The sequence below is a fragment of the Endozoicomonas sp. 2B-B genome, from assembly GCF_053470045.1.
This window is the reverse complement of sequence record NZ_JBLZMU010000002.1, coordinates 95,690-121,799: the sequence shown is the minus strand read 5'-3', so window position 1 is coordinate 121,799 and position 26,110 is coordinate 95,690. Positions and strand designations below refer to the sequence as shown.

Annotated in this window: 22 protein-coding genes; 12 read left to right on the top strand and 10 right to left on the bottom strand. The window is 48.3% G+C overall.

The window, feature by feature from the left end:
- Positions 1-2 precede the first annotated feature (2 nt).
- From ACOMHB_RS24800 to vapC, 3 genes are all read left to right on the top strand, one after another.
- Positions 3-974, top strand: a complete 972-nt coding sequence (locus tag ACOMHB_RS24800) for an alpha/beta hydrolase (RefSeq protein ID WP_448218755.1) — start codon at positions 3-5, stop codon at positions 972-974.
- A 121-nt stretch (positions 975-1,095) separates the two neighbouring features.
- The gene (vapB, locus tag ACOMHB_RS24795) at positions 1,096-1,335 is read left to right on the top strand and encodes a type II toxin-antitoxin system VapB family antitoxin (RefSeq protein ID WP_448218754.1); all 240 of its coding nucleotides are present in this window, start codon (positions 1,096-1,098) and stop codon (positions 1,333-1,335) included.
- A complete protein-coding gene (gene vapC, locus ACOMHB_RS24790) occupies positions 1,335-1,748 on the top strand; it encodes a type II toxin-antitoxin system tRNA(fMet)-specific endonuclease VapC (protein ID WP_448218753.1) in 414 nt (137 codons plus the stop codon). The genes vapB and vapC overlap by 1 nt, the downstream gene beginning before the upstream one ends.
- 178 nt (positions 1,749-1,926) lie before the next feature.
- Here the strand turns inward: vapC and ACOMHB_RS24785 are convergent, their stop codons facing one another.
- Positions 1,927-2,337, bottom strand: a complete 411-nt coding sequence (locus ACOMHB_RS24785) for a VOC family protein (RefSeq protein WP_448218752.1) — start codon at positions 2,335-2,337, stop codon at positions 1,927-1,929.
- A 112-nt stretch (positions 2,338-2,449) separates the two neighbouring features.
- Here ACOMHB_RS24785 and ACOMHB_RS24780 point away from each other — a divergent pair, with 112 nt between their 5' ends.
- Positions 2,450-3,079, top strand: a complete 630-nt coding sequence (locus tag ACOMHB_RS24780; protein ID WP_448218751.1) for a helix-turn-helix transcriptional regulator — start codon at positions 2,450-2,452, stop codon at positions 3,077-3,079.
- Here the strand turns inward: ACOMHB_RS24780 and dsbB are convergent.
- Positions 3,063-3,617 carry a disulfide bond formation protein DsbB gene (dsbB, locus tag ACOMHB_RS24775; protein WP_448218750.1) on the bottom strand — a complete coding sequence of 185 codons (555 nt, stop codon included), beginning with the start codon at positions 3,615-3,617 and terminating at the stop codon, positions 3,063-3,065. The two genes, ACOMHB_RS24780 and dsbB, sit on opposite strands and share 17 nt — an antisense overlap.
- Positions 3,618-3,883: 266 nt before the next feature.
- On the opposite strand from dsbB, the gene ACOMHB_RS24770 reads away from it, so the two are divergent.
- Positions 3,884-4,081 carry a type II toxin-antitoxin system VapB family antitoxin gene (locus ACOMHB_RS24770; protein ID WP_422139244.1) on the top strand — a complete coding sequence of 66 codons (198 nt, stop codon included), beginning with the start codon at positions 3,884-3,886 and terminating at the stop codon, positions 4,079-4,081.
- Positions 4,082-4,118: 37 nt separating this feature from the next.
- Here ACOMHB_RS24770 and serA read toward each other — a convergent pair whose 3' ends face one another.
- Both serA and ACOMHB_RS24760 read right to left on the bottom strand, forming a co-directional pair.
- Positions 4,119-5,348, bottom strand: a complete 1,230-nt coding sequence (serA, locus tag ACOMHB_RS24765; protein WP_422135841.1) for a phosphoglycerate dehydrogenase — start codon at positions 5,346-5,348, stop codon at positions 4,119-4,121.
- 242 nt (positions 5,349-5,590) lie between these two features.
- Positions 5,591-5,851 carry a DUF4404 family protein gene (locus tag ACOMHB_RS24760; RefSeq protein WP_317144543.1) on the bottom strand — a complete coding sequence of 87 codons (261 nt, stop codon included), beginning with the start codon at positions 5,849-5,851 and terminating at the stop codon, positions 5,591-5,593.
- A 153-nt stretch (positions 5,852-6,004) separates the two neighbouring features.
- Between ACOMHB_RS24760 and ACOMHB_RS24755 the strand changes: the two genes are divergently transcribed.
- Both ACOMHB_RS24755 and ACOMHB_RS24750 read left to right on the top strand, forming a co-directional pair.
- Complete coding sequence (locus ACOMHB_RS24755; protein ID WP_448218749.1) at positions 6,005-6,667, top strand: fumarylacetoacetate hydrolase family protein; 663 nt, start codon at positions 6,005-6,007, stop codon at positions 6,665-6,667.
- Positions 6,668-6,736: 69 nt separating this feature from the next.
- Positions 6,737-7,129 carry a response regulator gene (locus ACOMHB_RS24750; RefSeq protein WP_448218748.1) on the top strand — a complete coding sequence of 131 codons (393 nt, stop codon included), beginning with the start codon at positions 6,737-6,739 and terminating at the stop codon, positions 7,127-7,129.
- A gap of 14 nt (positions 7,130-7,143) precedes the next feature.
- Here the strand turns inward: ACOMHB_RS24750 and ACOMHB_RS24745 are convergent, their stop codons facing one another.
- Complete coding sequence (locus ACOMHB_RS24745) at positions 7,144-7,545, bottom strand: acyl-CoA thioesterase (RefSeq protein ID WP_448218747.1); 402 nt, start codon at positions 7,543-7,545, stop codon at positions 7,144-7,146.
- Between the two features lie 413 nt (positions 7,546-7,958).
- On the opposite strand from ACOMHB_RS24745, the gene ACOMHB_RS24740 reads away from it, so the two are divergent.
- Entirely contained in the window at positions 7,959-8,924 is a 966-nt protein-coding gene (locus tag ACOMHB_RS24740) for a PstS family phosphate ABC transporter substrate-binding protein (RefSeq protein WP_448218746.1), read from the top strand.
- A 58-nt stretch (positions 8,925-8,982) separates the two neighbouring features.
- Here the strand turns inward: ACOMHB_RS24740 and ACOMHB_RS24735 are convergent, their stop codons facing one another.
- The 4 genes from ACOMHB_RS24735 to ACOMHB_RS24720 all read right to left on the bottom strand — a co-directional run bounded on the left by ACOMHB_RS24735 (position 8,983) and on the right by ACOMHB_RS24720 (position 17,042).
- A complete protein-coding gene (locus ACOMHB_RS24735; RefSeq protein ID WP_448218745.1) occupies positions 8,983-10,305 on the bottom strand; it encodes a Na+/H+ antiporter family protein in 1,323 nt (440 codons plus the stop codon).
- A gap of 175 nt (positions 10,306-10,480) precedes the next feature.
- Positions 10,481-12,424: an RING finger protein gene (locus tag ACOMHB_RS24730; RefSeq protein ID WP_448218744.1), complete on the bottom strand. Its 1,944-nt coding sequence runs from the start codon at positions 12,422-12,424 to the stop codon at positions 10,481-10,483.
- A 62-nt stretch (positions 12,425-12,486) separates the two neighbouring features.
- A complete protein-coding gene (locus ACOMHB_RS24725) occupies positions 12,487-14,586 on the bottom strand; it encodes an RING finger protein (RefSeq protein ID WP_448218743.1) in 2,100 nt (699 codons plus the stop codon).
- 368 nt (positions 14,587-14,954) lie between these two features.
- On the bottom strand, positions 14,955-17,042 hold the full coding sequence (locus ACOMHB_RS24720) for an RING finger protein (protein ID WP_448218742.1): 2,088 nt from the start codon (positions 17,040-17,042) through the stop codon (positions 14,955-14,957).
- 419 nt (positions 17,043-17,461) lie between these two features.
- Between ACOMHB_RS24720 and ACOMHB_RS24715 the strand changes: the two genes are divergently transcribed.
- The gene (locus ACOMHB_RS24715; RefSeq protein ID WP_448218741.1) at positions 17,462-18,502 is read left to right on the top strand and encodes a hypothetical protein; all 1,041 of its coding nucleotides are present in this window, start codon (positions 17,462-17,464) and stop codon (positions 18,500-18,502) included.
- Positions 18,503-18,692: 190 nt separating this feature from the next.
- On the opposite strand, the gene ACOMHB_RS24710 is transcribed toward ACOMHB_RS24715, so the two are convergent.
- Positions 18,693-20,738, bottom strand: coding sequence for an RING finger protein (locus ACOMHB_RS24710; RefSeq protein ID WP_448218740.1), 2,046 nt, complete (start codon positions 20,736-20,738; stop codon positions 18,693-18,695).
- A 453-nt stretch (positions 20,739-21,191) separates the two neighbouring features.
- Between ACOMHB_RS24710 and ACOMHB_RS24705 the strand changes: the two genes are divergently transcribed.
- From ACOMHB_RS24705 to pstB, 3 genes are all read left to right on the top strand, one after another.
- Entirely contained in the window at positions 21,192-23,465 is a 2,274-nt protein-coding gene (locus ACOMHB_RS24705) for an ABC transporter permease subunit (RefSeq protein WP_448218739.1), read from the top strand.
- 15 nt (positions 23,466-23,480) lie between these two features.
- A complete protein-coding gene (gene pstA / locus ACOMHB_RS24700; RefSeq protein WP_448218738.1) occupies positions 23,481-25,145 on the top strand; it encodes a phosphate ABC transporter permease PstA in 1,665 nt (554 codons plus the stop codon).
- A gap of 63 nt (positions 25,146-25,208) precedes the next feature.
- On the top strand, positions 25,209-26,108 hold the full coding sequence (pstB, locus tag ACOMHB_RS24695) for a phosphate ABC transporter ATP-binding protein PstB (RefSeq protein WP_422135854.1): 900 nt from the start codon (positions 25,209-25,211) through the stop codon (positions 26,106-26,108).
- Positions 26,109-26,110 lie beyond the last annotated feature (2 nt).

Below are 26,110 nucleotides of genomic sequence, written 5' to 3'. Positions count from 1 at the left end.
CTATGCTGAATCCTGAAAACCTTAAGGAACAGATCAAACCTCTGGTTTTTCCTCCGGGAGCCCGGGATTCAATCGCTGGCCAGAATCCGGACATCAAAGCATACCTTGATTTCTATGGTATCAATTTTGAAACCGGATCAGCGGATATTCGCCACTCGATGGGCTCGATCGACAGCTGCAACTACAAGGTGGCCTGCCATCTGTTTGAGAAGTCCGATGCCAAAGGCACTTTTTTTCTTCTTCATGGTTACTACGACCATGTTGGACTCTTCGCCCGAATCATCCGCTTCCTGCTGGAGCAGGGCTTCAATGTTCTGGCCTATGACCTGCCCGGTCATGGGCTCTCCAGCGGCAAGCCCGCCACTATCCCGGATTTTTCTGTTTACACTCTGATTCTTGAAGACATACTGATGTATTGTGAAGGCAACCTGCCCAAACCCTGGCACGCTTTTGGCCAGAGTACAGGGTGCGCGATCCTGACAGACTGCCTGATCAACCGGGAGGCCGATAATAAGGCCAGTCCCTTCCAACAGGTCATTTTATCCGCTCCCCTGGTCAGGCCCTGGAAGTGGACACTGGGACGATTACAGCTGCAACTGGCGAAACTGTTTATTACCCAGTTGCCCCGAACTTACACCCGGAATTCCAGAAAAAAATCGTTTCTGGAGCTGTCCCACAACGATCCTCTGTCCGCCACCATTCTGCCCATACAATGGGTACTGGCGATGGATCGCTGGATCAGGCGCATTGAGTCCAGCAAGATAAAATCATCGGTCAGCCCACTTATTCTGCAGGGTACATTCGACCGTACGGTCGATGCCAAACACAATATCCCTGTACTTGAGAAGCTCTATACCCAGCCCAGTGTCTATTATCTTGAAGATGCCCGACACCACTTGCCCAATGAACTGGACGAAACCATTGATGATTACCTCAGCTGGTTGACCAGCAAGCTTAATGCTCAGTCAGCCTGAGGTCAGTTTTGCTGTCAGTCCAAAGAGGTGCAATTAACCTCCAAACAAGTGCCATATAAGCTTGCCATATAGCGATTGATATATACACTTGGTATATAGCATTAATCTAAAGGTGGCAACAATGGCGCACGGCACCGTCTTTGTAAACAACCGGACACAAGCTGTCCGACTCCCCGCAGAAACCCGATTTCCTGATGACATCAAAAAAGTCAGAGTCAGGGTTCGTGGCAATGATCGTATTCTCTCTCCTCTGGGAAAGACCTGGGATTCATTCTTTAATGCAGACCCTGCGGATGGCGTAACCGATGATTTTATGGCAGAACGAGCCTCCCAGGACCAGAGAGGTCGAGAGGAATTCTGATGTTGAAGTTCTTACTTGATACTGATATCTCGATTTACGTGATAAAACGCAGGCCAGCGGAACTGCAATCTGTTTTCAATGCTTATGATGGACAGATTGCTATAAGCTCCATCACATTGTCAGAGCTACTTCACGGTGTAGAAAAAAGCGCCAATCCGAAAAGAAACAGGGATAACGTCGAGAGCTTTGTCAGCAGACTGGAGGTCCTGGAATATACCCCGAAGGCATCTGCTCACTACGGCGATATACGTGCAAACCTTGAAAGAGAGGGATTGGTGATAGGTGTTAATGATATGCATATAGCCGCTCATGCACGTAGTGAAGGGTTGATTGCTGTAACCAATAATGTAAGAGAGTTTGAGCGCGTAGAAGGGCTACGGGTTGAGAACTGGCTTGAGCAAAGTGGGCAATAAAAGACAAACGAAGCTCAAAACGGCCAGTTAGCTGAAGATAGACAGGATCTGAAACTGCTTTCTTCAATACGGAGGCTTACCCGTTTAAGTTAGAAGCACGGGCAACCAAAATAAACAAAGGTAATCCTCAGTGAAGCAGACTAATAAACGACAAAGGTTTTATTATTTTAGTTTTAATTCAGTAATGATTTCTTTTTGAAACGTCTTTGGTTGCATACTCAATAAACTCCCACTCCATACCATTACCGTCGCAGTAGTAATGACGTCTACGGAAATCGCCTTCTTCCTGAAAGTCCGGAATCAACTTATAACCTTCTTCCTTGAGTCTTTGATCCAGTTCATCAAGCTGTTTAACCACAAAGCCAATATGATTAACGCCAAAGTGACTGTAATCTGGTTTACTCGCTTCACCTTCAGGGTATTCATTCAGAGCCATATAAGTTGTGTCATTGCCAAAATGTACCCAGCGGCGGCCGCGGAACTCTCCTCCACCTCTTATCCGAAAATCAGGAAAAGCCGCACCCAAAATACGAGTGGCTTCATCAATTGAGGGGACGGTGATATTGGCATGTTCAAGATAGGCGTTCATAACCCTCTCCAGATATGTAAAGTTTTTTATTTACATATTCAGGCTATGGCAACGGTTTTAATTTGTAAAGTTTTTTATTTACTAACTAAGTCCCCCCTCATATACTGAGGCCATGAAAAGTGAAAAAGCCCAAAACAAAATCCTCCAGCTCCTGAAGAAGGAAGGCGCAAAAACTGCCGTTGAACTGGGCAAGACACTCGACATCACCAGCATGGGTGCCAGACAACATCTCGAAAGAATGGAGAAAGAAGGCCTGGTATCCAGTGAGGAAGTCAGTAAAGGGGTCGGTCGCCCCAAGAAGCTCTGGCGGCTGACGGAAAAGTCGCAGTCACACTTTCCTGATCGTCATGATCAGCTTACGGTAGACATGCTGATTTCCATCAAGAATGTATTTGGTGAACAGGGCTTGGATGAACTGATAGAACATCGCTCGAAAGAAACAGGCCGACAATATCATGAGGCACTCGATAGCCATAAAGATCTGGAAGGCAAAATAAAAGCGCTGGCCAAGGTCCGCTCCAGGGAAGGATACATGGCAGATTACGAAGCCACCGATGTGGGGTTTATCTTCTATGAAAACCATTGCCCGATCTGCTCAGCAGCCAAGGCCTGTCAGGGGTTCTGCCAGTCAGAATTAAAAGTGTTTGCAGAACTTTTTGAGGGGATGGCAAGGGTTGAGCGCCTGGAACATATACTCCGGGGCGCCCGAAGGTGTGCTTACTCGATTACTTTGATTTCCTGAACAGACTGATCAGACAAAGCATATAAGCTGCAATATAAACGCCAAAGATAAACGTCATCCAGTGAGCCATATTCATTCCCAGGAATAGCCAGCCATCCTGCCCGCAGAAACCGGACGGCAGGAACATTTGAGGCCACCAATCATAAAGCGGCAGATCGAATGGGAAGCTAGGCAGAGCCTTGCAGGTCATGAACAAGTCTGCAGACGTGTAGTAGCCCAGCATTTTGATCGAAGCATCCAACCCATAGGCAGCACCGGCAATCCAGATGATGTATCCGAGACCTCTTGCCAGTTTGTTTCGTGGCGCCACCAGCAGGATCAGGGCTGCAAGGCCAATGAGCAATACAGCCAGACGCTGATAAACACAAAGTTCACAAGGGTCCAAATACATGACGTACTGAAAATAAAGGGCTACAGACTCCAGAAAAACAGCCGTCAGCAGCATGATCAGCCAGGTGGTTCTGGCATTCTGCCAGTCACGGATAGCCCCAAGAGGATCCGTTCTGAAATCAGTCCAGAGATGAGAGAGTTTCGTCAAAACAGCGCTTCTCCAAAAGCCTGTATATTGTTCTGAGTAGGTTGGAGACTCAACTTGGAGTCCGACAGCTAAAGATACTGCATGTCCCTGTTGAGTGTAAGACACATTACAAGAAACTGACGGGATCAATTGTTTCCATAGGAGCTGTTTATCGACATTTTCAGAAGACTTCAAAGCAATTAAGAAATTCTCTCCCGACTTCTGATTTACAGTCTAAAACATATCCAGAGAATCAACTCAACATATGCTCTATACGAGACGCTTTTATGAGAATCCATACAGTCATTGATGAAACGCTCATGCGTGATGCCCTTGAAATAACCGGGTTAAAAACGAAGCGTGAGGCTATTGAAAAAGGACTCAGGCTTTTGATCAAGCTGAGCAGGCAAGAATTGATCAGACAATATCGTGGAAAGCTTAACTGGGAAGGCGATCTGGATTGCCTGAGAGTTGACGATGACTAACCCTTGAAACCGGGCCTGCGGCCCGGCTAAATCAAACTCAGTAAAGAACCCGGCAACGAATGGTGCCGTCGATTTCTTTCAGCTTCTCCAGCGCAATGTCACTGTGATCGGCATCTACGTCAATGACCACATAACCCACGGATTCATTGGTTTGCAGGAACTGACCGCTGATATTGATATTGTTCAGGGAGAAAACCTTGTTGATGGCTACCAGAACTCCGGGGATATTCTTGTGAATATGCAGGATACGATGCTTGTCCGGATGCCCAGGCAATGAGACTTCAGGGAAGTTAACAGACGACAATGTTGTACCATTATCACTGTACATAACAAACTTCTCGGAGACTTCACGACCAATATTTTCCTGCGCTTCCTGAGTACTGCCACCCACGTGAGGTGTCAAAATGACGTTATCCAGTCCACGCAGAGGGCTGACAAACTCATCACTGTTAGAACGTGGTTCTTCCGGGAAAACATCGATTGCAGCCCCCAGCAACTTGCCCGTTTCAATCGCCGAAGCCAGGGACTGAATGTCGACAACAGTTCCGCGAGAAGCATTGATCAGAATACTGCCTTCCTTCATAGCCGCAAACTGCTCTTCGCCAAACATCCATTGAGTGGCGGGTGTTTCAGGAACGTGCAGGCTGACAACATCAGACATGGACAGCAGATCATTGAGACTGCCGACCTGACTGGCATTACCGATGGAGAGCTTGGTCACCACATCGTAGTAATAAACGTCCATGCCCATAGATTCAGCCAAAACACTTAGTTGGCTTCCGATACTGCCGTAGCCAATAATACCCAGCTTTTTACCGCGAATTTCATAGGAATTGGCGGCACTCTTCTGCCAGCCACCCCGGTGAGCAACGGCATTCTTTTCAGGCACACCCCGCAACAGAAGAATGGCCTCAGCCAGAACCAGCTCAGCAACAGAGCGAGTGTTGGAATAAGGTGCATTAAAGACCGGGATTCCCCGTGACGTAGCAGCATCCAGCTCTACCTGGTTGGTACCGATGCAGAAACAACCAACAGCGATCAGCTTCTGGGCTGCAGCAAAGACGTCTTCACTCAGCTGGGTTCGGGATCGAATGCCTACAAAGTGCGCTTCGGAAATCCGCTGCTTCAGCTCATCGTCTGGTAAGGACTTGGAAACATAATCAATATTGGTGTAGCCGGAAGCTTCAAGCACTTCCACAGCAGACTGATGAACCCCCTCCAGAAGAAGGAATCGAATCTTACTCTTGTCCAGGGAAATAGAGGGCATAACAATAGCTCGGATGTCTTTTAATCTACCTTGAAAAGTACTTCAGCCAAATCGAGTGGGAAATACTGTCAATGGCTGAATACAACCCGAGTCATCTGGTTTCAGAACCGACCGGGGTGTGGATAATAGCATAAAAAAGAGAAAAGCCCTTACCTTGAGTGTATGAATCAGATGTTCCTTGTCCAATCACCACTACAGGACTTAAACCTCGCGTGCAGAGCAGTTATTATGTGTTTTCTGTTTCAGACACCTATGCTTGATAGCGTAGTCAGAATCTGTCTGATAGCCTGAGACAATGCAGGATGTTGTTCGGAAAACTTGATCGCTTCCTGCTCGAGCTGTTCGTTGTAGTCCTGCAGAGGAATATCGCCCTCTGCCTGAGCCAGAGCCAGCTGCAGTTCATCGGTAATTTGCTTGAGAGCCCCTGCAGTACATTCGTCCACAGGCTGTCCTTCAAGCAGGTCATGCAGATTCTGGATATTCAGGTGGAGTTCTTCAGACATGACGTGCTCCTGTGATCAGGTTAATCTGGAAAACACAATATTTGTACTGTGAATGATAGCTTCAGCAGTCGTACCCGGCTGATAAATACTAGCGATGTGCCAGGCCATGAGCAAAATAAAAACACAAGAACAAACAAGCAAGAAGGACGCCCTATGAAGTACAGGCATCACTGGCTAAGTGGCGACCGCATTGATCTGCCGGCCGGCAAAGTGGTGTGTGTCGGCCGAAATTATGCCGAGCACATTCGGGAGTTGAACAATCCGCTGCCCGAGGATCCCGTGTTGTTTATCAAACCTTCAACATCACTGACAGCTCTGGAAATACCCTTTGCCATTCCCGTCGATCGCGGTGAAGTTCACCACGAAACAGAAATAGCAATTCTGATGGACACCCGACTCCAGAATGCCAGCGAGAATGAGAGCATTGATGCCATCAAGGCAATAGGGCTGGCATTGGATCTGACACTCCGGGATGTTCAGTCCCGGCTAAAAGAAAAAGGACTGCCATGGGAAGTGGCCAAAGCCTTTGATGGCAGCTGCCCCGTTTCAGGGTTTATTGCCAAAGAGCACCTGCCCGATCTCAATAACATTCACTTCAGCCTTAAAATTAATGGGCAGACACGTCAGGAAGACACTTCAGCCCATATGCTGACCTCAATTCCGGGGCTGATCAGCTACATAAGCCGTCACTTCACACTGGAACCCGGCGATATTGTCCTCACTGGCACTCCGGCCGGCGTTGGTCCTCTGAAGCAGGGAGATCGGCTTGAATTAGCTATTACTGACCGCTTTAGTCTGGCAACATCCTGCATCTGATCCTAAAGAACCCGGCACTTCTTCAGATATTGACTGTAGAGAAATCAGGCCACAGGCAAAGGAAAGCCAGTGTCAGTCAGGGAAACCTACAGCCTCCATATTCTGGTGGTGGAAGATAGCCAGGTAAACCAGATGGTGGTCAAAAAGCTGCTTGAAAAATTGGGCTGCAGCTGCAAAGTGGCCCAGAATGGTCAGGAAGCACTGGACATTCTTGAGACTTCAGAGGCCTTCAACCTGATTCTCATGGATTGCATGATGCCCATCATGGGTGGTCTGGAAGCCACTGAAAAAATCAGAGCCTCCGGGCAACACTATGCCGGAATACCGGTTATCGCTTTCACAGCCAACACCTCGGAATCGGATAAGATTGCCTGTAAGTCTGCCGGTATGGACGATTTTCTGGACAAACCTGTTTCACTTGCATCTTTATCAGAAAAGCTGGTTCTTTGGAACCAAGACTGAAACTGCCTCAAATCCTAAGGGCTTTTGGCGCTCTGGATTCGAGACGTTCTGCCCTGTGTATCAATGGCTACAAAAACCATATTGGCTTCAGTCAGCTTGGCGCGACCGCGTTTATCTTCCACCCAGGCTTCAACGACCACCCGAATTGACGTTTTGCCGACCTCTGTCACCCGGGTGAACAGCGCAAGAATATCACCCATTTTAACTGAGCGCATAAAACTCATACTGCCGATACTAACGGTGACAACACGTCCTGTGGCAATCTTTCTGGCCATGATTGCGCCAGCCTGATCAATCTGCATGGCCACCCAGCCACCAAAGACATCGCCTGTCGTATTAACAGATTGGTAGTCTGCCAGCACTTTCAGCGTCAGTTCTCCCTGAGGTCCGGGAGCAAGATCATTGTTCAGTTCCATATTGTTCTCTAGCACTTGATGTTTTTATTTTTTTGGCGCAACCGACTCTGAAAATCCTTATATATAATGTCAGTTGTTTCTTGCGCCCGGGATCTTCCTGATCGTGAAGCTTTTCCAGCTAAAGGTATTTTACTTCTCTTCTCAGTTAGCGTTGTAGCTAAAACACTCAGCGAATAGAAACTGGCACAGGAGGCATGCTTTGCAAGCCGGGCTCGTACCTGTCTTGGCATTTCATCAGTAATCTACAATCAAGTTGGAATTAAAGTCAGTGATTTTACATTATGACTATTGCGAATATAAAGCTTCACTGTCGTTCATATAACTGTCACATTTTCATCTTATAGTTCTTGCCAGTAAACAAATGCCTGTAGCTGTATAAGAGAGGCTAAAAAATCCCTTTAGGAGAGATACGAATGAAGCTTAAAGCTCTAATAACAACAATTGCCCTTGCGACCGGAATCCAGGCTGCCTCTGCCAGTCAGATTGACGCTGAGATCCCCACTTATAAGAAAGCCAGTGGTGTATCAGGCAATCTGTCCAGTGTCGGCTCTGACACTCTGGCTAACCTGATGACTCTGTGGGCAGAAGATTTCAAGCGTGAATATCCTAATGTGAACGTACAGATTCAGGCTGCCGGTTCTTCTACTGCACCACCCGCTCTGACGGAAGGAACGTCCAACATCGGCCCCATGAGCCGCAAGATGAAAGACAAGGAACTGGAAGCTTTTGAGAAGAAGCATGGCTACAAGCCCACTGCTGTTCCGGTTGCCATTGACGCTCTGGCTGTTTTCGTCAACAAGGACAACCCAATCAAGGGTCTGACCATGGCTCAAGTGGACGCTATTTTCTCCTCCACCCGCAAGTGTGGTGACGACAAAGACATCAGTACCTGGGGTGCTGCCGGTCTGGACGGAGCCTGGAAAAACCGCTCAATCCAGCTGTACGGCCGTAACTCTGTATCCGGCACCTACGGTTACTTCAAGAAGAAAGCCCTCTGCAAAGGTGATTTCCGTAACAACGTAAATGAACAGCCTGGTTCTGCTTCTGTGGTTCAGTCTGTCAGTGCTTCTGTAAACGGCATCGGCTACTCCGGCATCGGTTACCAGACTTCCAGCGTACGTACTGTACCTCTGGCCAAGAAAGCCGGTCAGCCATTCGTTGAGGCAACGCCCGCTAACGCTGTCAACAACTCTTATCCACTGTCTCGTTTCCTGTACGTGTACGTTAACAAGCAGCCCAACAAGAAGTTGTCCCCTCTGGAAGGCGAATTCCTGAAGATGGTACTGTCTCAGCAGGGTCAGGAAGTCGTCGTTAAAGACGGTTACATCCCTCTGCCTGCCAAGGTGGTTGAAAAGTATCTGTCTGAACTCGATCTGTAATCACAGATTCATGAGTGATCCACACGGGGCCATCTGGCCCCGTTTTTATGGCGGGTACTCAAAGAATCATGGCGGCAATCCAGCCAAAAATAATCATCGGAATATTGAAGTGTAAAAAGGTGGGAATCACCGAATCCCGGATGTGGTCGTGCTGACCATCCACGTTCAAGCCGGCAGTGGGACCAATGGTAGATTCTGAAACCGGGGAGCCTGCATCACCTAATGCTCCTGCGACTCCCACAAGACAGGCTATCGCCAGTGGCGTAAATCCAAGTTCCATGCCCAGTGGCACATAAAGGGTGGCAATAATCGGAACCGTAGAGAACGAAGAGCCAATACCCATAGTGATCAGTAACCCGACCAGAAGCATAAGAATGGCCGCAAGAGCCTGACTGCCTCCCACAAACATCTGTACCTGACTCACCAGCTCTGGAATATCACCTGTTGAGCGGAGCACTTCCGCAAAACCTGCGGCCGAGATCATGATGAAGCCAAAAGCTGCCATCATGCGCAGACCCTCATTGAATACCTCATCTGCTTCCCGCCAGCAGACGACTCGCCCAATGACCATGGTAATAAAGCCCAGTGCAGCAGCGAGAACCATGGACCCGGTTGTCAATTGACTCACCAGCACCAGAACAATGGCTATGACAGAGGTAATAATGGCAGGCTTGCTTAACTGAATATCTTGTTCATGAATCAAAATGGTCTCTTCTACACGATAGGTTCTGGACTTTCGGTAACTGAAAAAAACAGCCAGCAACAACCCCAGGAACATACCCAAAACGGGAATCGCCATCGCCAGCGGCATCTGGCTCAGTTCAATATCCAGCCCATTCTCCTGAAGATTGCCACCAAGAATCTGATTCAGATAGACATTGCCAAAGCCTACAGGAAAAATCATATAGGTCGCGGTAAGGCCAAAGGTAAGAAGACAGACCACCTGACGACGATCAATCGCCATAGCACTGAATACCGATAACAAGGGAGGAATCAGTATGGGAATAAAGGCTATGTGGATAGGTATCAGGTTCTGGGAAGAAAAAGCCATCAACACAAGCGCCAGAAACAGGCTGTACTTTAGCTTCACATTATTGTGCGAGTTGTTGCTGTTCTTTACTTTGCGGATGATCTTTCCAGCCATCCACTCAGGTATGCCGGAGCGGGCGATGGCCACAGCAAAAGCACCCAGCATGGCGTAACTGATAGCAATGCCTACGCCACCGCCCAAACCTCTGGAGAATGCCTCCAGAGTCTGGAAGATATCCAGACCACCGATCACTCCCCCGGCCAGAGCCCCCACAAACAGTGCCAGAACCACATTAACGCGCAACAAGCTCAACGCGAGCATGAAAGCAACCGCCAGAATCACTGCGTTCATATTAATTCCAAATTGTATTTTATCGTTATAACGGCCAGCGGCTATCTATAGTGAAGCATGGACAATAGCGGCATTACCAGATTGTAGTTAATTGGTTTATTTTTCGCGCAAATAGAGAATTAGCAGGCCAAATAACTATAAAGTGAAGAAATATCCCTGAAAACGCAGGCTGGAATCAATTCTCTGGCGAGTTGCTCTTATATTGATCAACTAATGGCCTGAGTGCCCGTGCCTGCTGAGCAATGGTCGGATCACCGCTATCTTCTGCATTGCTCAACCTTACATAGACATTATTGTCATCTTCAGGCCAGCAGGTTCTTCTTCCTGTCTGCATTTGTAATACCAGATGCTGCACAGAGAACAAATGAACGGTTGGCTCAATGGCTCGTGCCCGCTCAGCAAGGTCCCGATCATTGCTTCGCTGTGCACTACTCAACCTTGTATAGATATATCTGTCATTATCAGGCCAGGTCTCTCTCCCCGCCTGCACTTGTGCCAACAGATGCCGCACAGAGTAAAAATTAACCAATGGCTCAAGTGCTTCTGCCTGCTCAGCAATGACCAGATCATTACAATCCCTCGCAATACCCAACCGTGTACGGATATAACTGTCATTATCAGGCCAGGTATCATCCCCTGCCTGCACTTGAGATACCTGATGCTGTACAGCGTACAAATTAGCTAATGGATAAATTGCCCGCGCCTGCTTTGCAATGGCCGGATCAGGGATATTTACCAGCATTCTCAACGACCCTAGATGGATAAAACCCTCATCTGCGGGCCAGGTTCTTTTCCCTGCCCGCACTTGCAAAACCAGATGCTGCGCAGAGTACAATTTTGCTAATGGAAAAATTGCCCGCGCCTGCTCTACAATGGCTGAATCATTACAAAGTAGCGCAGCATTCAACGTTACGAAGATACTATGGTCATTTTTAGGCCAGGTCCCTCTCCCTAGTAGCATACCCATCACAATATGAATCACCTCTTGCAGTTCTTTCTGTATCTCTTTCAGTATCAGAAAATTACCCAAAGCGCTCTGATCATGCCGACAATATGGGCAGAAACGATTCCCTTCCATGTTAACTTCTCCTGTCAGCCACCGTTTCAGGCATTCCAGATGGAACAAATGCAAACATGACGTTTTCATCACGTCGTCAGATTGTTCTAAATTAAGAAGGCATACGCTGCAAGTTTCCCCAACATATTCAACCCCCTGCGCTTCTTCAAAATCATTCGAATCAGATTGAGGCAGCATAAATACCGGATACAACATAACTGTTTCTGGCTGATGCATCTGCCCATGACCAGACAAATCTTTCCCCGATAGTTCAGCAAGCAGTTCCGAGGCATCTAACGGCACCCGTCTGAATAACGACCTGTTGAATGCCATCTTCTGTGTAATACCTGCCAAAGCCGCAGATAAATCTTTGTCACTGACGAATGGTCTGGATTGACCGGAAGTGGTCGGATATCCATTATAAAGCCATTGTTTCAGCCGCTGGCCGATCCCGAGCAGCACTGACAGGTAGTCAAACTGCCAGTCGGGCATTTTAAACAATCCCCTGCCGGAAATGCCCGGTATAAATAGAGGAGGGGGTGGTGGGTCAGGTGGAAATCCGCCTCCTGATAATCGCAAGGCGGATTCAGGTGTTGATGTGGGCCATTCAGGCAGAGCAAAACCCGTGCTATTTTTCTCTCTCTTCTCAAAAACATTCTCTAAAGACATCAGCCACTGCCACAGAGCTGACAGGAGAGAACCAGGCTGCTGGAGAAATGAACCTTTACCGTCATCAATTGACCAGACCGGTGAGGGCTGATCAAACCATTGCCCTTCTGCCTGCTTTACTTGGTTGCTATCTGTTGCCCGGTCACTCTCCTTACTGGCGGTTCTGTCTACTTGCCATTCAGGGCTGATACATACAAAGCTTCCCTGTTCCGTTGCGGGAATATAAATATCGCGATTCAGAAAATAACAGTTAAACGAAGCCTCAGCTATCGGCACCCCAAAAGCGACTGCAATGGTCGCCAGAAAGATCAAGAGTGTACATATGAATGAAAACGGCTTTAAGTCACACACAAACTTCCGCATTTGTTCAGTGGAAGCCTGATTGTAGCTCATTGTGCGGACACACCTGCCTGAATATTGAAGCAGAGAGGTCCCGCTGAAAAAGCAGCCTGGAATCAATTCCCTGACGACTTACTCTTATATTGATCAACTAATGGTTTAAGTGCCCGTGCCTGCTGAGCGATGTTCGGATCAGTGCATTTTTCTGCGCTACTCAACCTTAAATAGACATTATTATCATCTTCAGGCCAACTAACCCTCAATCCTTTCTGCATTCGTGACACCAGGTTCTGCACGGAGTAAAAATTAACGGCTGGCTCAAGTGCCCGTGCCTGCTCAGCAATGGCCGGATCATCGCTTCCTTGTGCACTTCTCAACTTTGTATAGATATCAATGTCGTCATTAGGCCAGATATCTCCCCATGCCTGATTCAGTGACAACAGATTCCTGACAGAGTAAAAATTAACCAATGGCTCAAGTGCTTCTGCCTGCTCAGCAACAGCCAGATCATTGCTAGCTTTTGCAATCCTCAAATTTTCATGGATACGCCAGTCATTATCGGGCCAGGTCTCTCTCCCTGCCCGCATTTGTGACACCTGATATTGTAAAGCGTACAAATTAGCTAATGAATAAATAGCCCGTGCCTGCTCAGCAATGGCCGGATCAGGGCTATTTACTAATCTACTCAACGACCCCATGAACTCACTCCGGTCTCCAGGCCAACTCCTTTTCCCAGCCTGCACTTGTGACATCAGATGCTGCGCAGAGTACAAATTCACCAATGGATAAAGTGCACTTGCCTGCTCAAAAGTGGCCAGGTTATCACCATCCCTCCATGCTTCAGCGATGGTTCCATCAGTACCATATAACCCAAGATTTAACCCAACACTCAGGCCTGCCAAGAAATGGTCATCAGTACCAAATAAGGCAACATTCAGCATTTCGAAGACAGCATGCTCATCCTCTTCGTCTGGCCAGACCCCTGTTCCTGCCTGCATTTGTGACACCAGATGCTGCACGGTGTACAAAAAAATTGTTGGCTTAAGTGCCCGGGCCCGCTCAACAATGGCCGGATCATTGCTGTCCAGTGCCATTCTCAACCGTAGATAGATAGGACGGTCATCGTCAGGCCAGGCCCTTCTCCCCGCTTGTATTTGTGTCGTCAGATGTTGCAGGGAGAACAAACAAACTAACGGCCAAAGTACCCGCGCCTGCTCAGCAATGTCTGGATCATCGATACCTTCTGCAATTCTCATCTCTAAAAAGATATGCCCATCATTTTCAGGCCAGGTCGCTCTCTCTGCCTGCACCTGTGACACCAGATGCCGCACAGAGTAAAAATTAACTAATGGCCAAAGTGCCCTTATCTGCTCAGCGATGGCCGGATCATTGCTGGCTCCTGCACGGATCAGCCTTTCATAGATATACCTGTCATTTTCAGGCCAGGCCCCTCTTTCTAAAAGCATTTCCGTCACAATATGAGCCACCTCTTGCATTCCTTTTTGGATCAGAAAGTCACCCAGAGCACTCTGATCCTGGAGACAATATGGACAGAAATGGTAGCCTTTCATGTTAATTTCTTTTGTTAGCGACCGTTTCAGGCAGTCCATATGGAACAAATGCAAACATGACGTTTTCACCAGGTCGTCAGATTCTTCAAAGTTATTCCGGCATGCTCCGCAAGTTTCCCCAACATATTCAACCCCCTGCGCTTCTTCAAAGTCATTCGAATCAGATTGAGGCAGCATAAAAACGGGATACAACATAACTGTTTCTGGCTGATGCACCTGCCTGTGACCAGACAAACCTTTCCCCGATTGTTGAGCAAGCAGTTCCGAGACATCTAACGGCACCTGACTGAATAACGACCTGTTGAACGCCCTCTTCTGTGTAATCCCTGCCAAAGCCGCAGATAAATCTTTGTCACTGACGAATTGTCCGGATTGACCGGTAGTGCTGCGATATCCATCATAAAACCATTGTTTCAACCACTGCCCGATCATCAACACAGCTGACAGGTAGTCAAGCTGCCAGTCAGGCCTATTAAACAATCCCTTGCCAGGAAGGCCCGGCATAAATGGTGGAGGTGGTGGGTCGGGTGGAAATCCACCTCCTGATAATCGCAAGGTGGGTTCAAGGGTTGATGTGGGCCATTCTGGCAGTGCAAAGCCTGTGCTATTTTTCTCTCTTATCTCAGGAACAATCTCCGAAGACATTAGCCACTGCCACAGAGATGACAAGAGTAAAACGGGCTGCTGGAGAAATGAGCCTTTAACGTCATCAGTTGACCTTACTGGTGAGGGCAAGAGCAGAGCGCCTTCAGGCACAAAGTAGACAAAATCGGATATCAGATAAGCCTCTTGATCAGACGTCCCATTTACGACGACGAGCAGAAGTCCTTGAGAGTTGTCAGCAGCAAATCCAATGACTGCCAGAGAGATCAAGAACTTACAAAAGAAAATGGTTTTAAGTCGCACACAAACTTTCGCTTTTCTTCAGTCGGAGCCTGAGTGTAGCTCATAGTGCGGGCACACCTGCCTGAGATATTGAAGCAGAGAGGTCCCGCTGAAAAAGCAGCCTGGAATCAATTCCCTGACGACTTACTCTTATATTGATCAACTAATGGTTTAAGTGCCCTCGCCTGCTGAGCAATGGCCGGATCAGTGCATTTTCCTGCACTACTCAACTTTAAATAGACACTATTATCATCTTCAGGCCAGCTAATCCTTAATCCTCTCTGCATTCGTGACACCAGGTTCTGCACGGAGTAAAAATTAACGGCTGGCTCAAGTGCCCGTGCCTGCTCAGCAATGGCCGGATCATCGCTTCCTTGTGCACTTCTCAACCTTGTATAGATATCACTGTCGTCATCAGGCCAGATATCACCCCAAACCTGCCTCAGCGACAACAGATTCCTGACAGAGTAAAAATTAACCAATGGCTCAAGTGCTTCTGCCTGCTCAGCAACAGCCAGATCATTGCTAGCTTTTGCAATCCTCAACTCTTCATGGATATGCCAGTCATTATCGGGCCAGGTCTCTCTCCCTGCCCGCATTTGTGACACCTGATATTGTAAAGCGTACAAATTAGCTAATGGATAAATAGCCCATGCCTGCTCAGCAATGGCTGGATCAGGGTTATTTACTAATCTCCACAACGACCCCATGAGATGACTCTCATCTCCAGCCCAGCTTCTTTTCCCAGCCTGTATTTGTGATATCAGATGCTGCGCAGAGTACAAATTCACTAATGGATAAAGTGCACTTGCCTGCTCAGAAGTGGCAACATTATCGCCATATTCCCTCCATGCCTTACTAATGGTTCCATCAGTACCATATGACCCAAGATTTAACCCAACACTCAGGCGTGCTAAGAAATGGTCATCAGTACCAAAAAAGGCAACATTCAGCATTTGGAAGACACCACGGTCATCGTCTGGCCAGACCCCTTTTCCTGCCTGCATTTGTGAAACCAGTTGCTGCACAGAGTAAAGAAAAATGGTCGGCTTAAGTGCCCGTGCCTGCTTAACAATGGCCGGAACATTACTGCCCAGTGCCATTCTCAACCTCAGAGCGATATCACGCTCATCGTCAGGCCAGGTCTTTCTCCCTGCTTCTATTTGTGAGATCAGATTTTGCAGGGAGTACAAACAAACTGAAGGCCAAAGTACCCGCACCTGCTCAGCAATTTCCGGATCATCGATACCTTTTGCCATTCTCAATTCTAAAAAGATATGCCCATCATTGTCAGGCCAGGTCGCTCTTCCTGACTGCACTTGTGACACCAGGTGCTGCACAGAGTAAAAGTTAACTAATGGCCAAAGTGCCTGTATCTGCTCAGTGATGGCCGGGTCACTGCTAGCTCCTGCACGAATCAGCCTTTCATAGATATACCTGTCATTCTCAGGCCAGGTTCCTCTCTCTAATAGCATTTCCTTCACAATATGAGCCACCTCTTGCATTTCTTTCTGGATCAGAAAGTCACCCAGAGCACTCTGATCCTGCCGACAATATGGACAGAAACGGTAGCCTTTCATGTTAATTTCTTCTGTTAGACACCGTTTCAGGCAGTCCATATGGAACAAATGCAAGCATGACGTCTTCACCGCGTCATCAGATTCTTCAAGGTTATTCCGGCATGCTCTGCAAGTTTCCCCAACATATTCAACCCCCTGCGCTTCTTCAAAGTCATCCAAATCAGATTGAGGCAGCATAAAAACGGGATACAACAAAACTGTTTCTGGCTGATGCAACTGCCTGTGACCAGACAAATCTTTCCCCGATAGTTGAGCAAGCAGTTCCGAAGCATCTAACGGCGCCTGACGGAATAACGAACTGCTGAACACCCTCTTCTGTGAAATCTCTGCCAAAGCCGCAGATAAATCTGTGTCAGTGACGAATTGTCCGGGAGTGCTGCGATATCCATCATAAAACCATTGTTTCAACCACTGCCCGATCCTGAACAGAGCTGACAGGTAGTCAAACTGCCAGTCAGGCCTATTAAACAATCCCTTGCCAGGAATACCCGGCATAAATGGTGGAGGTGGTGGGTCGGGTGGAAATCTGCCTCCTGATAATCGCAAGGCGGATTCAGGTGTTGATGTGGGCCATTCCGGCAGTGTAAAACCTGTGCTATTTTTCTCTCTTTTCTCACTAACATTCTCCGAAGACATTAGCCACTGCCACAGAGATGACAAGAGTAAAACGGGCTGCTGGAGAAATGAGCCTTTAACGTCATCAGTTGACCTTACTGGTGAGGGCAAGAGCAGAGCGCCTTCAGGCACAAAGTAGACAAAATCGGATATCAGATAAGCCTCTTGATCAGACGTCCCATTTACGACGACGAGCAGAAGTCCTTGAGAGTTGTCAGCAGCAAATCCAATGACTGCCAGAGAGATCAAGAACTTACAAAAGAAAATGGTTTTAAGTCGCACACAAACTTTCGCTTTTCTTCAGTCGGAGCCTGAGTGTAGCTCATAGTGCGGGCACACCTGCCTGAGATATTGAAAAATGCTTTTTTTCTTGATCTATCAATCTCTTGTTCTAAATTCCCCCTTCAGGAAAAACACAAAACAGACGTAAGGATTAAGTTTTGAAAAAAACACTCTCTTCGTCATTGCTGTTATTGCTGGCGTGGCTGACTGTTACCTGTCACGCCGAATCATCAGAAAGACATTTTATTGTCGAGTTCGGCAACACCCCTCTGGGCGCCAAACCTTATTCATGGATACCCGTAGTAGAGGCAATGGCTGCTTTCGGCTTGCTTATGTATGGCCGAGGACACTACGGGCAACAAAACCAACCACAAAGTCAGCCACAAAGCCAGCCATCTCAATCGCAAGCCTCAGGAATAACTCCCCATCATACAGCTGCTTTCTCCAGCCTCATGTCTTCCGACTCTGGGGGCGGTCACCAGGACCCCAAACAATCCCAACATACTTTGGGTTTAAATTGTTTCGTCGATTCCTGTCATGGTGTTTGTCGATTCCTGTCACAGGGTTTTGAAAGAAGTTCGACGGGCCACACTCATCATGACACGACAGAAACGCAAAGAGATAAGCTGGGAACCGGTCGTTCTTTGGGTATTCACATTCCAAGAATTGCATTTCGCGAACCAGAAAACTCAGCATCAATCAGCCATCTTTTGGCTGGTCCTGACCCCGCGACTTGGCCTGAACCTATGGTGAAAATTGTCTGGACACGTTCACTTGCCACAAAGTTCCCCCTTGAGCGATTTCGGCCATACGGCGTTATGGTAAGCGACATTGATGGTTATCTTAGGGAGCTTGGGAACCATACTATGAGTTTTAATTGTTCCTTCGATTCCTGCAATGGCTTTTGCAGACTCGGACAATACGACGGTGGTGGATCAACTGAAGAGTCGCTGAAATCCGAAGTAAGTTCGGCGAACCAAACTCATCACGGGATGACAGAATCACAAACCTTTCAGCCACAAGCTGGTGGACATTCGTTTTTTGACGCCCTATTAGCCGGGTTATTCCCAATTTCGCAATCTTCGCCAATAAATAATCATTCAACGGAGCCTGCGGGCACCCTGGAATGTTCCAGCGACACCTATGGAGCAGGGTGGGATGTTGATTCCGATATGGATGTCGATCCCTATGAAGAGTAGTACGACATTGGTCGTCACAAAACTCTAAGACCTGAGCAGACAGACTGAACTTGCCAGAAGGCTGAGGTTCAAAGCTTTCGGTTACAACGACTTTTCCTCATGGGTACAATCTGTGTACACTCGTAGAGAATCGTTACCCACTGATAACCAGATTGAAGCAGAGAGGTCTCGCTGAAAAAGCAGCCTGGAATCAATTCCCTGACGACTTACTCTTATAATGATCAACTAATGGTTTAAGTGCCCGCGCTTGCTGAGCAATGGCCGGATCAGTGCATTTTCCTGCACTACTCAGCCTTAAATAGACATCATTATCATCTTCAGGCCAGCTGGTCCTTAATCCTTTCTGCATTAGTGACACCAGGTCCTGCACGGAGCAAAAATTAACGGCAGGCTCAAGTGCCCGCGCCTGCTCAGCAATGGCCGGATCATCGCTTCCTTGTGCACTTCTCAACCTTGTATAGATATAACTGTCCTCAAGTGGCCAGATCTCTCGCCCCACCTGCACTTGTGACACCAGGTTCTGCACGGAGTAAAAATTAACGGCTGGCTCAAGTGCCCGTGCCTGCTCAGCAATGGCCGGATCATTGCTATCTCTTGCAATACTTAACATGGTATGGAAATACCTGTCATAAACAGGCCAGGTATCTCTCCCTGCCTGCATTTCTGACACCTGATACCGTAGAGCGTACAAATTGGCTAATGGATACAAGGCCCGTGCCTGCTCAGCAATGGCTGGATCAGGGCTATCTTCTATCAGTCTTTTCAACGCCCCCGCATGGATGTAATCTTCTTTAGTCCAGCTCCTTCTCCCTGCCTGTACTTGTGACAACAGACGCTGTGCAGAGTAAAAATTCACAAATGGATAAAGTGCCTTTGCTGGCGCGGCAGTGGGTATACTATCGGGATTTAATACCCTCCATGCCTCAATACTGGTTGCATCAGTACCAAATAACGCCACATGCAGGATTCTGAAGATACCACCGTCATCGTCTGGCCAGGTTCTTGTCCCTGCCTGCACCTGTGACACCAGATGCTGCACGGAGTACAAATAAGCTGCCGGCTTAAGTGCCCGTGCCTGCTCAACAATGGCCGGATCTTTGCTATCTTGTGCCATCTTCAACCTCAGAGCGATATCACGCTCATCGTCAGGCCAGGTCCTTCTCCCTGCTTCTATTTGTGAGATCAGATTTTGCAGGGAGTACAAACAAACTGAAGGCCAAAGTGACCGCACCTGCTCAGCAATTTCCGGATCATCGATACTCTTTGCCATTCTCAACTCTAAAAAGATATGCCCATCATTGTCAGGCCAGGTCGCACTCCCTGACTGCATTTGGGACACCATATGTTGCACTGAGTAAAAATTAACTAATGGCCAAAGTGCCTGTATCTGCTCAGCGATGGCCGGATCATTGCTGGCTCCCGCACGGATCAGCCTTTCATAGATATACCTGTCATTTTCAGGCCAGGTCCCTCTTTCTAAAAGCATTTCCGTCACAATATGAGCCACCTCTTGCATTTCTTTCTGGATCAGAAAGTCACCCAGAGCACTCTGATCCTGCCGACAATATGGACATAAATGGTTGCCTTTCAGGTTAATTTCTTTTGCTAGCCACCGTTTCAGGCAGTCCATATGGAACAAATGCAAACACGACGTTTTCACCAGGTCGTCAGATTCTTCAAAGTTATTCCGGCATACTTTGCAAGTTTCTCCAACATATTCAACCCCCTGCGCTTCTTCAAAGTCATCCAAATCAGATTGAGGCAGCATAAATACGGGATATAACATAACTGTTTCTGGCTGGTGCATCTGCCTGTGACCAGACAAACCTTTCCCCGATAGTTGAGCAAGCAGTTCCGAGATATCTAACGGCACCTGACTGAATAACGACCTGTTGAACGCCCTCTTCTGTGTAATCCCTGCCAAAGCCGCAGATAAATCTTTGTCACTGACGAATTGTCCGGATTGACCGGGAGTGCTGCGATATCCATCATAAAACCATTGTTTCAACCACTGCCCGATCTTGAACAGAGCTGACAGGTAGTCAAACTGCCAGTCAGGCCTATTAAACAATCCCTTGCCAGGAATACCCGGCATAAATGGTGGAGGTGGTGGGTCGGGTGGAAATCTGCCTCCTGATAATCGCAAGGCGGATTCAGGTGTTGATGTGGGCCATTCCGGCAGTGTAAAACCTGTGCTATTTTTCTCTCTTTTCTCACTAACATTCTCCGAAGACATTAGCCACTGCCACAGAGATGACAGGAGGGAAACTTTAACGTCATCAGTTGACCTTGCTTGTGAGGGCGCATCAAACCATTGCTTTGCCTTTCCTTCTTGCGTTGCGGGAATACCAATAAGAAGTCCTTGAGAGTTGTCAGCAGCAAATCCACTGGCTGCCAGAGAGATCAAGAATGTAAATATGAAAGAAAACGGTTTTAAGTTGCACACAAATTTTCGCTTTTCTTCAGCTGGAGCCTCAGTGTAGCTGATACTGAATAGAGTGCGGTTTGGCTGCGGTATTTTTCAGACAGCGTGTCCGGTCACGGCTATCTATCGCTCAATACCAGGTATACTGTTCCAAGATACTCAGAGTGGCGGCTTGAGTACTCAACTCCCATTTTTTTCAATTCTGTCATATTTCTGTAACACAGACCTTTTAAGGTACGCTCAATAATCTCTGCGACCAGTGCCATGTACCAACCAATAATAGAAGACAGCCCTGGTGTCGATTACAACACCCCGGCTCATAAACGTCATCAGTCACTTCGCTTTCTCAAAGATCACCTGACCCGGTGGGGTGTAGCCGTCGGTGGCCTCGGTGTTATTGCCGCCATTCTGCTGATCTTCATCTATCTTCTGTACGAAGTTGGGCCTTTATTCAAAAGTGCAGAAATTGAACAAAGCAGTACCTGGACACAGACGATCACAGGGGAGCAGCGCCCTCTCTATCAGAGTATGGAAGAACAGGCTGAACTGGCTTTTTCCATCACTGCCGACGGTGCCCTGACTTTTTCATCCACCCGAACCGGAGGGCAGAAATATCGCTATTCCCTGCCCCTTCCTGCCGGGACCTCAGTCACCACAATTAACAATGATCCATCCGATAGCAACCTCCTGGCTGCGGGTCTGAGTAATGGTCAGGTCATCATTTTCAAGCACGGCTATCAAATTACCTGGCCTGATGACAAGAGGCTGATCACGCCAAGGGTCACCTACCCATATGGTGAGGAAGCGATTGATCTGATAACGGATAATGAGGCTGTTTCACACCTGAGTATCAGTGATAGTGAAGATCAGCTGCTACTCACCGGTTATGGTGACAAGCGCCTCTATATGACCGCTTTTAGCAAGGAAGAAAACTTCCTGACGGAAGAAGTCACGCTTGAAGAAATGAGTGTCACTCTGCCCGAAGTGGATGGACCTGTTCACGATGTACTGATTGCTCCGGATCAGCACTGGCTTTTTGTTCAATCCGGTGCTGATGGCCTGACACTGATCGATATCAGCAACATCAATCAGCCTCACGTCGTGTCAGAGACTGACCTGACTAACGACTCGGCCAGAGTAACAACCATGACATTCCTGTTGGGTGGAGTTTCTCTGCTGATAGGCGATGACACCGGCATGGTCAGCCAGTGGTTCATGGTCAGAGATGAACAAAACCAGTGGCACCTGCAAAGAATTCGCGAGTTCGAGCTGGCCGGTGAACCTATTATGCAGATAGTGCCTGAGCATCGCCGCAAGGGCTTTCTGGCAGCCGATGACAAGGGTAATGTTGGCATCTTCTACACCACAGCCAACAGAACCCTGCTGACTGAGAAGCTGACCGACGGTCCTGTTGAGCAACTGGTTATTGCCCCCCGTAGCAACTATATGCTGGTGAGTAGCAATGGCTCTACCGAATTCTGGCGTGTTGAAAATGAACATCCGGAAGTATCCTTGTCGGCTCTCTGGGGTAGAGTCTGGTATGAGGGTTATGAGAAACCTGAATATATCTGGCAGTCGTCTGCATCGAATAATGACTTTGAGCCAAAGCTGAGCCTGACCCCTCTGGCCTTCGGCACTCTCAAGGCCGCCTTTTACGCCATGTTACTGGCTACACCTCTGGCAATAGCCGGAGCCATCTATACGGCTTACTTCATGGCGCCAGCCATGCGTCGTAAAGTAAAGCCTGTCATTGAGTTGATGGAAGCACTGCCTACGGTCATTCTGGGTTTTCTGGCCGGTCTCTGGCTGGCCCCCCTGATCGAAAACAGTCTGGCAGGAATATTTGCACTCTTGTTGATTGTTCCAATCGGCATATTGCTCTTTGCTTTTGCCTGGGACTCCATGCCCGGTAAAATCCGCCACGCCATCCCGGACGGTTGGCAAGCAGCCCTGCTCATCCCTGTGGTACTGATCAGTGGTGCTATTGCCATGAACCTGAACGGTACCATTGAAGCAACCTTCTTTGATGGTGACCTGAGAACCTGGCTGACCTCTGATCTGGGCATTCCTTACGATCAGCGCAATGCTCTGGTAGTGGGACTGGCAATGGGCTTTGCAGTGATCCCCACCATTTTTTCTATCGCAGAGGATGCCATTTTCAGTGTTCCCAAACATCTGAGTTATGGCTCCCTGGCACTGGGTGCGACGCCTTGGCAGACCTTGATGCGGGTGGTATTGCTGACCGCCAGCCCGGGCATATTCTCTGCCGTGATGATTGGTATGGGCCGCGCCGTGGGTGAAACGATGATCGTACTGATGGCTACCGGCAACACGCCCATCATGGACGCCAATATCTTCGAAGGCATGAGAACCCTGGCTGCCAACATTGCTGTTGAAATGCCTGAATCCGAAGTCGGCAGCAGCCACTATCGAATTCTATTCCTTGCTGCACTGGTGCTTTTCCTGTTCACCTTTGTCGTTAATACCGCTGCCGAGATGGTTCGTCATCGACTGCGCAAGAAGTACAGTTCGCTTTAAGGAAGGAGCCGGAACATGAGTAATAAAATAACCAAGTGGTACCAGACTGGCTCCCCCTGGGTTTGGCTTAATGCCGGAGCGGTGGCCATCAGTGTGATTCTTGTTGTCGGCCTTCTGGGTTTGATAGCGATCCGGGGTCTGGGTCACTTCTGGCCAGCACAAATTCTGGTGGCAGACTATGCCCCTCCCGGCCAGAAAGCCCGCTTGATTGCTGGAGAAATAGCAGACACTGAAACTGTTTCTGCAACCCGCCTTGAGGCGGCAGGTCTGCCGGTACCAAAGGGAATGGAAACACTGACCCGTGATCTGCTGAAAGTCGGTAACAGAGATGTTTCAGGCTCAGACTTTGCCTGGGTCATTGATCTTTGGCTTGAGAATCGCCGTTACCCTGAAAATATCATTGCTCTGGAACGCAGGGAGTGGGGTAACTTCTACGGTTATCTGAACAACATCAAACAGGATGGCAAAGTTGTTGTAGAAGGTGAAGCAGCCTGGCCAGAGTTCCAGAAGAGACTGAACAGAGCCCTGTCTATCTACGACGAAATCTACGCCATCGAAAAGCACGAAATAGGTTCAGTCAACAGCAAGCTGGAGCGTCTCCGTTTGGAACAGCGAGCCCTCGAACTTAATGGTACAGATACCCCTCAGGCCCTCGCCGATATCGAAGCACAACGCAGGGTATTTCAGGCTGAATATAAGGTGATGGAAGCCAGGCTGGGTGATCTTTATGTGGCTTTCAATCGTGATAGTCTGGTGGTTACAACCATTGATGGTACAGAGATTGAGCAATCTTTTGGCAAAATCGTCCGGGCCTATAAACCCAATGCCATGACCCTGACCGGGAAGATACTTTTCTATCTCGACAAAGTCGGCGAATTTATCACTGACGACCCCAGAGAAGCAAACACGGAAGGAGGGGTTTTCCCGGCCATTTTCGGTACGGTCATGATGGTGATTCTGATGTCGATCATCGTGACCCCTTTTGGTGTAATAGCGGCGGTCTACCTCCGTGAATACGCCAATCAGGGTTGGCTGACCCGAACTATTCGCGTGGCCGTAAACAATCTGGCGGGCGTCCCTTCCATTGTGTACGGTGTATTTGGTCTTGGTTTCTTCATCTATTTTGCCGGAAGCCAGATTGACCAGTTATTTTTCCAGGAAGCACTGCCAGCACCGACCTTTGGTACACCGGGATTACTCTGGGCATCGATTACTCTGGCCTTATTAACATTACCTGTTGTTATTGTTGCCACCGAGGAGGGGCTATCACGCATTCCAAGCTCTGTCCGTGAGGGCAGTCTGGCGCTGGGGGCGACCAAAGCAGAAACACTCTGGCGAGTCGTTCTGCCCATGGCCAGCCCTGCCATGATGACAGGATTGATCCTGGCTGTTGCCCGTGCCGCTGGGGAAGTTGCACCTCTGATGCTGGTTGGCGTGGTGAAACTGGCTCCCAGCTTGCCTCTGGATACTAATTATCCTTTCCTGCATCTGGATCAGAAATTCATGCACCTGGGCTTCCATATTTACGATGTCGGCTTCCAGAGTCCTAACGTAGAAGCGGCCAGACCACTGGTTTACGCCACCGCTCTGCTGCTGGTTATTGTCATCGCGGTTCTTAACCTTTCAGCAGTAGCTATTCGCAACCATTTGCGTGAAAAATACAAGAGTCTGGAAGCGTGAGATTAATTTGCTACAAAAAAGTTTCCCTGACTGAGCCAGGAAGGTTTAATTAAAGGTAACATCATGCTGGATGAGGCACTGGACTTGAATACACCCACCCGGACAGAGAACCAAAAGAGTAGAGCCACTCCCGAGGAGACCAGCTCAACTCCGGCGTTTAATCTCGACAGCCTGGGACGTAGCCGTCGCAAGCTCAGCCTGCAGCAGGAAGAAAAATGTCTGGATATCAGAAATTTGAACCTGTTTTACGGTGAGAAGCAGGCACTGCACGATATTTCCCTGACCATTCCGAAACGCAGGGTAACCGCGTTTATTGGTCCATCAGGCTGTGGTAAATCCACGCTGTTGCGCAGTATGAACAGAATGAATGATCTGGTGGAAGGCTGCCGCGTCAAAGGTGAAATTCAGCTGGATAACCAGAATATCTATCAGAAGGGCGTCAATGTCGCGGACCTCCGCCGTCGTGTTGGCATGGTATTCCAGAAGCCAAACCCCTTCCCGAAGAGTATTTATGAAAATGTCGCCTACGGTCTTCGCATTCAGGGCATCAACAAAAAGCGTGTTCTGGATGAAGTCGTAGAGTGGGCCCTGCGCAGTGCAGCACTTTGGGATGAAGTTAAGGATCGCCTCCATGAAAGCGCCCTGGGCATGTCCGGTGGTCAGCAACAGCGTCTGGTGATCGCCCGAACCATTGCTGTGGAGCCTGAGGTTCTGCTGCTGGACGAACCGGCTTCAGCCCTGGACCCCATTTCAACATTAAAAATTGAAGAGCTGATTAACAAGCTCAAGTCCAAATTCACCATTGCCATCGTTACCCACAATATGCAACAGGCTGCTCGCGTCTCTGATTACACAGCATTTATGTATATGGGTAAGCTCATTGAATTCGATGATACGGACACGCTGTTCACAAACCCACAAAAGAAACAAACTGAAGACTATATAACCGGTCGTTACGGCTAAAT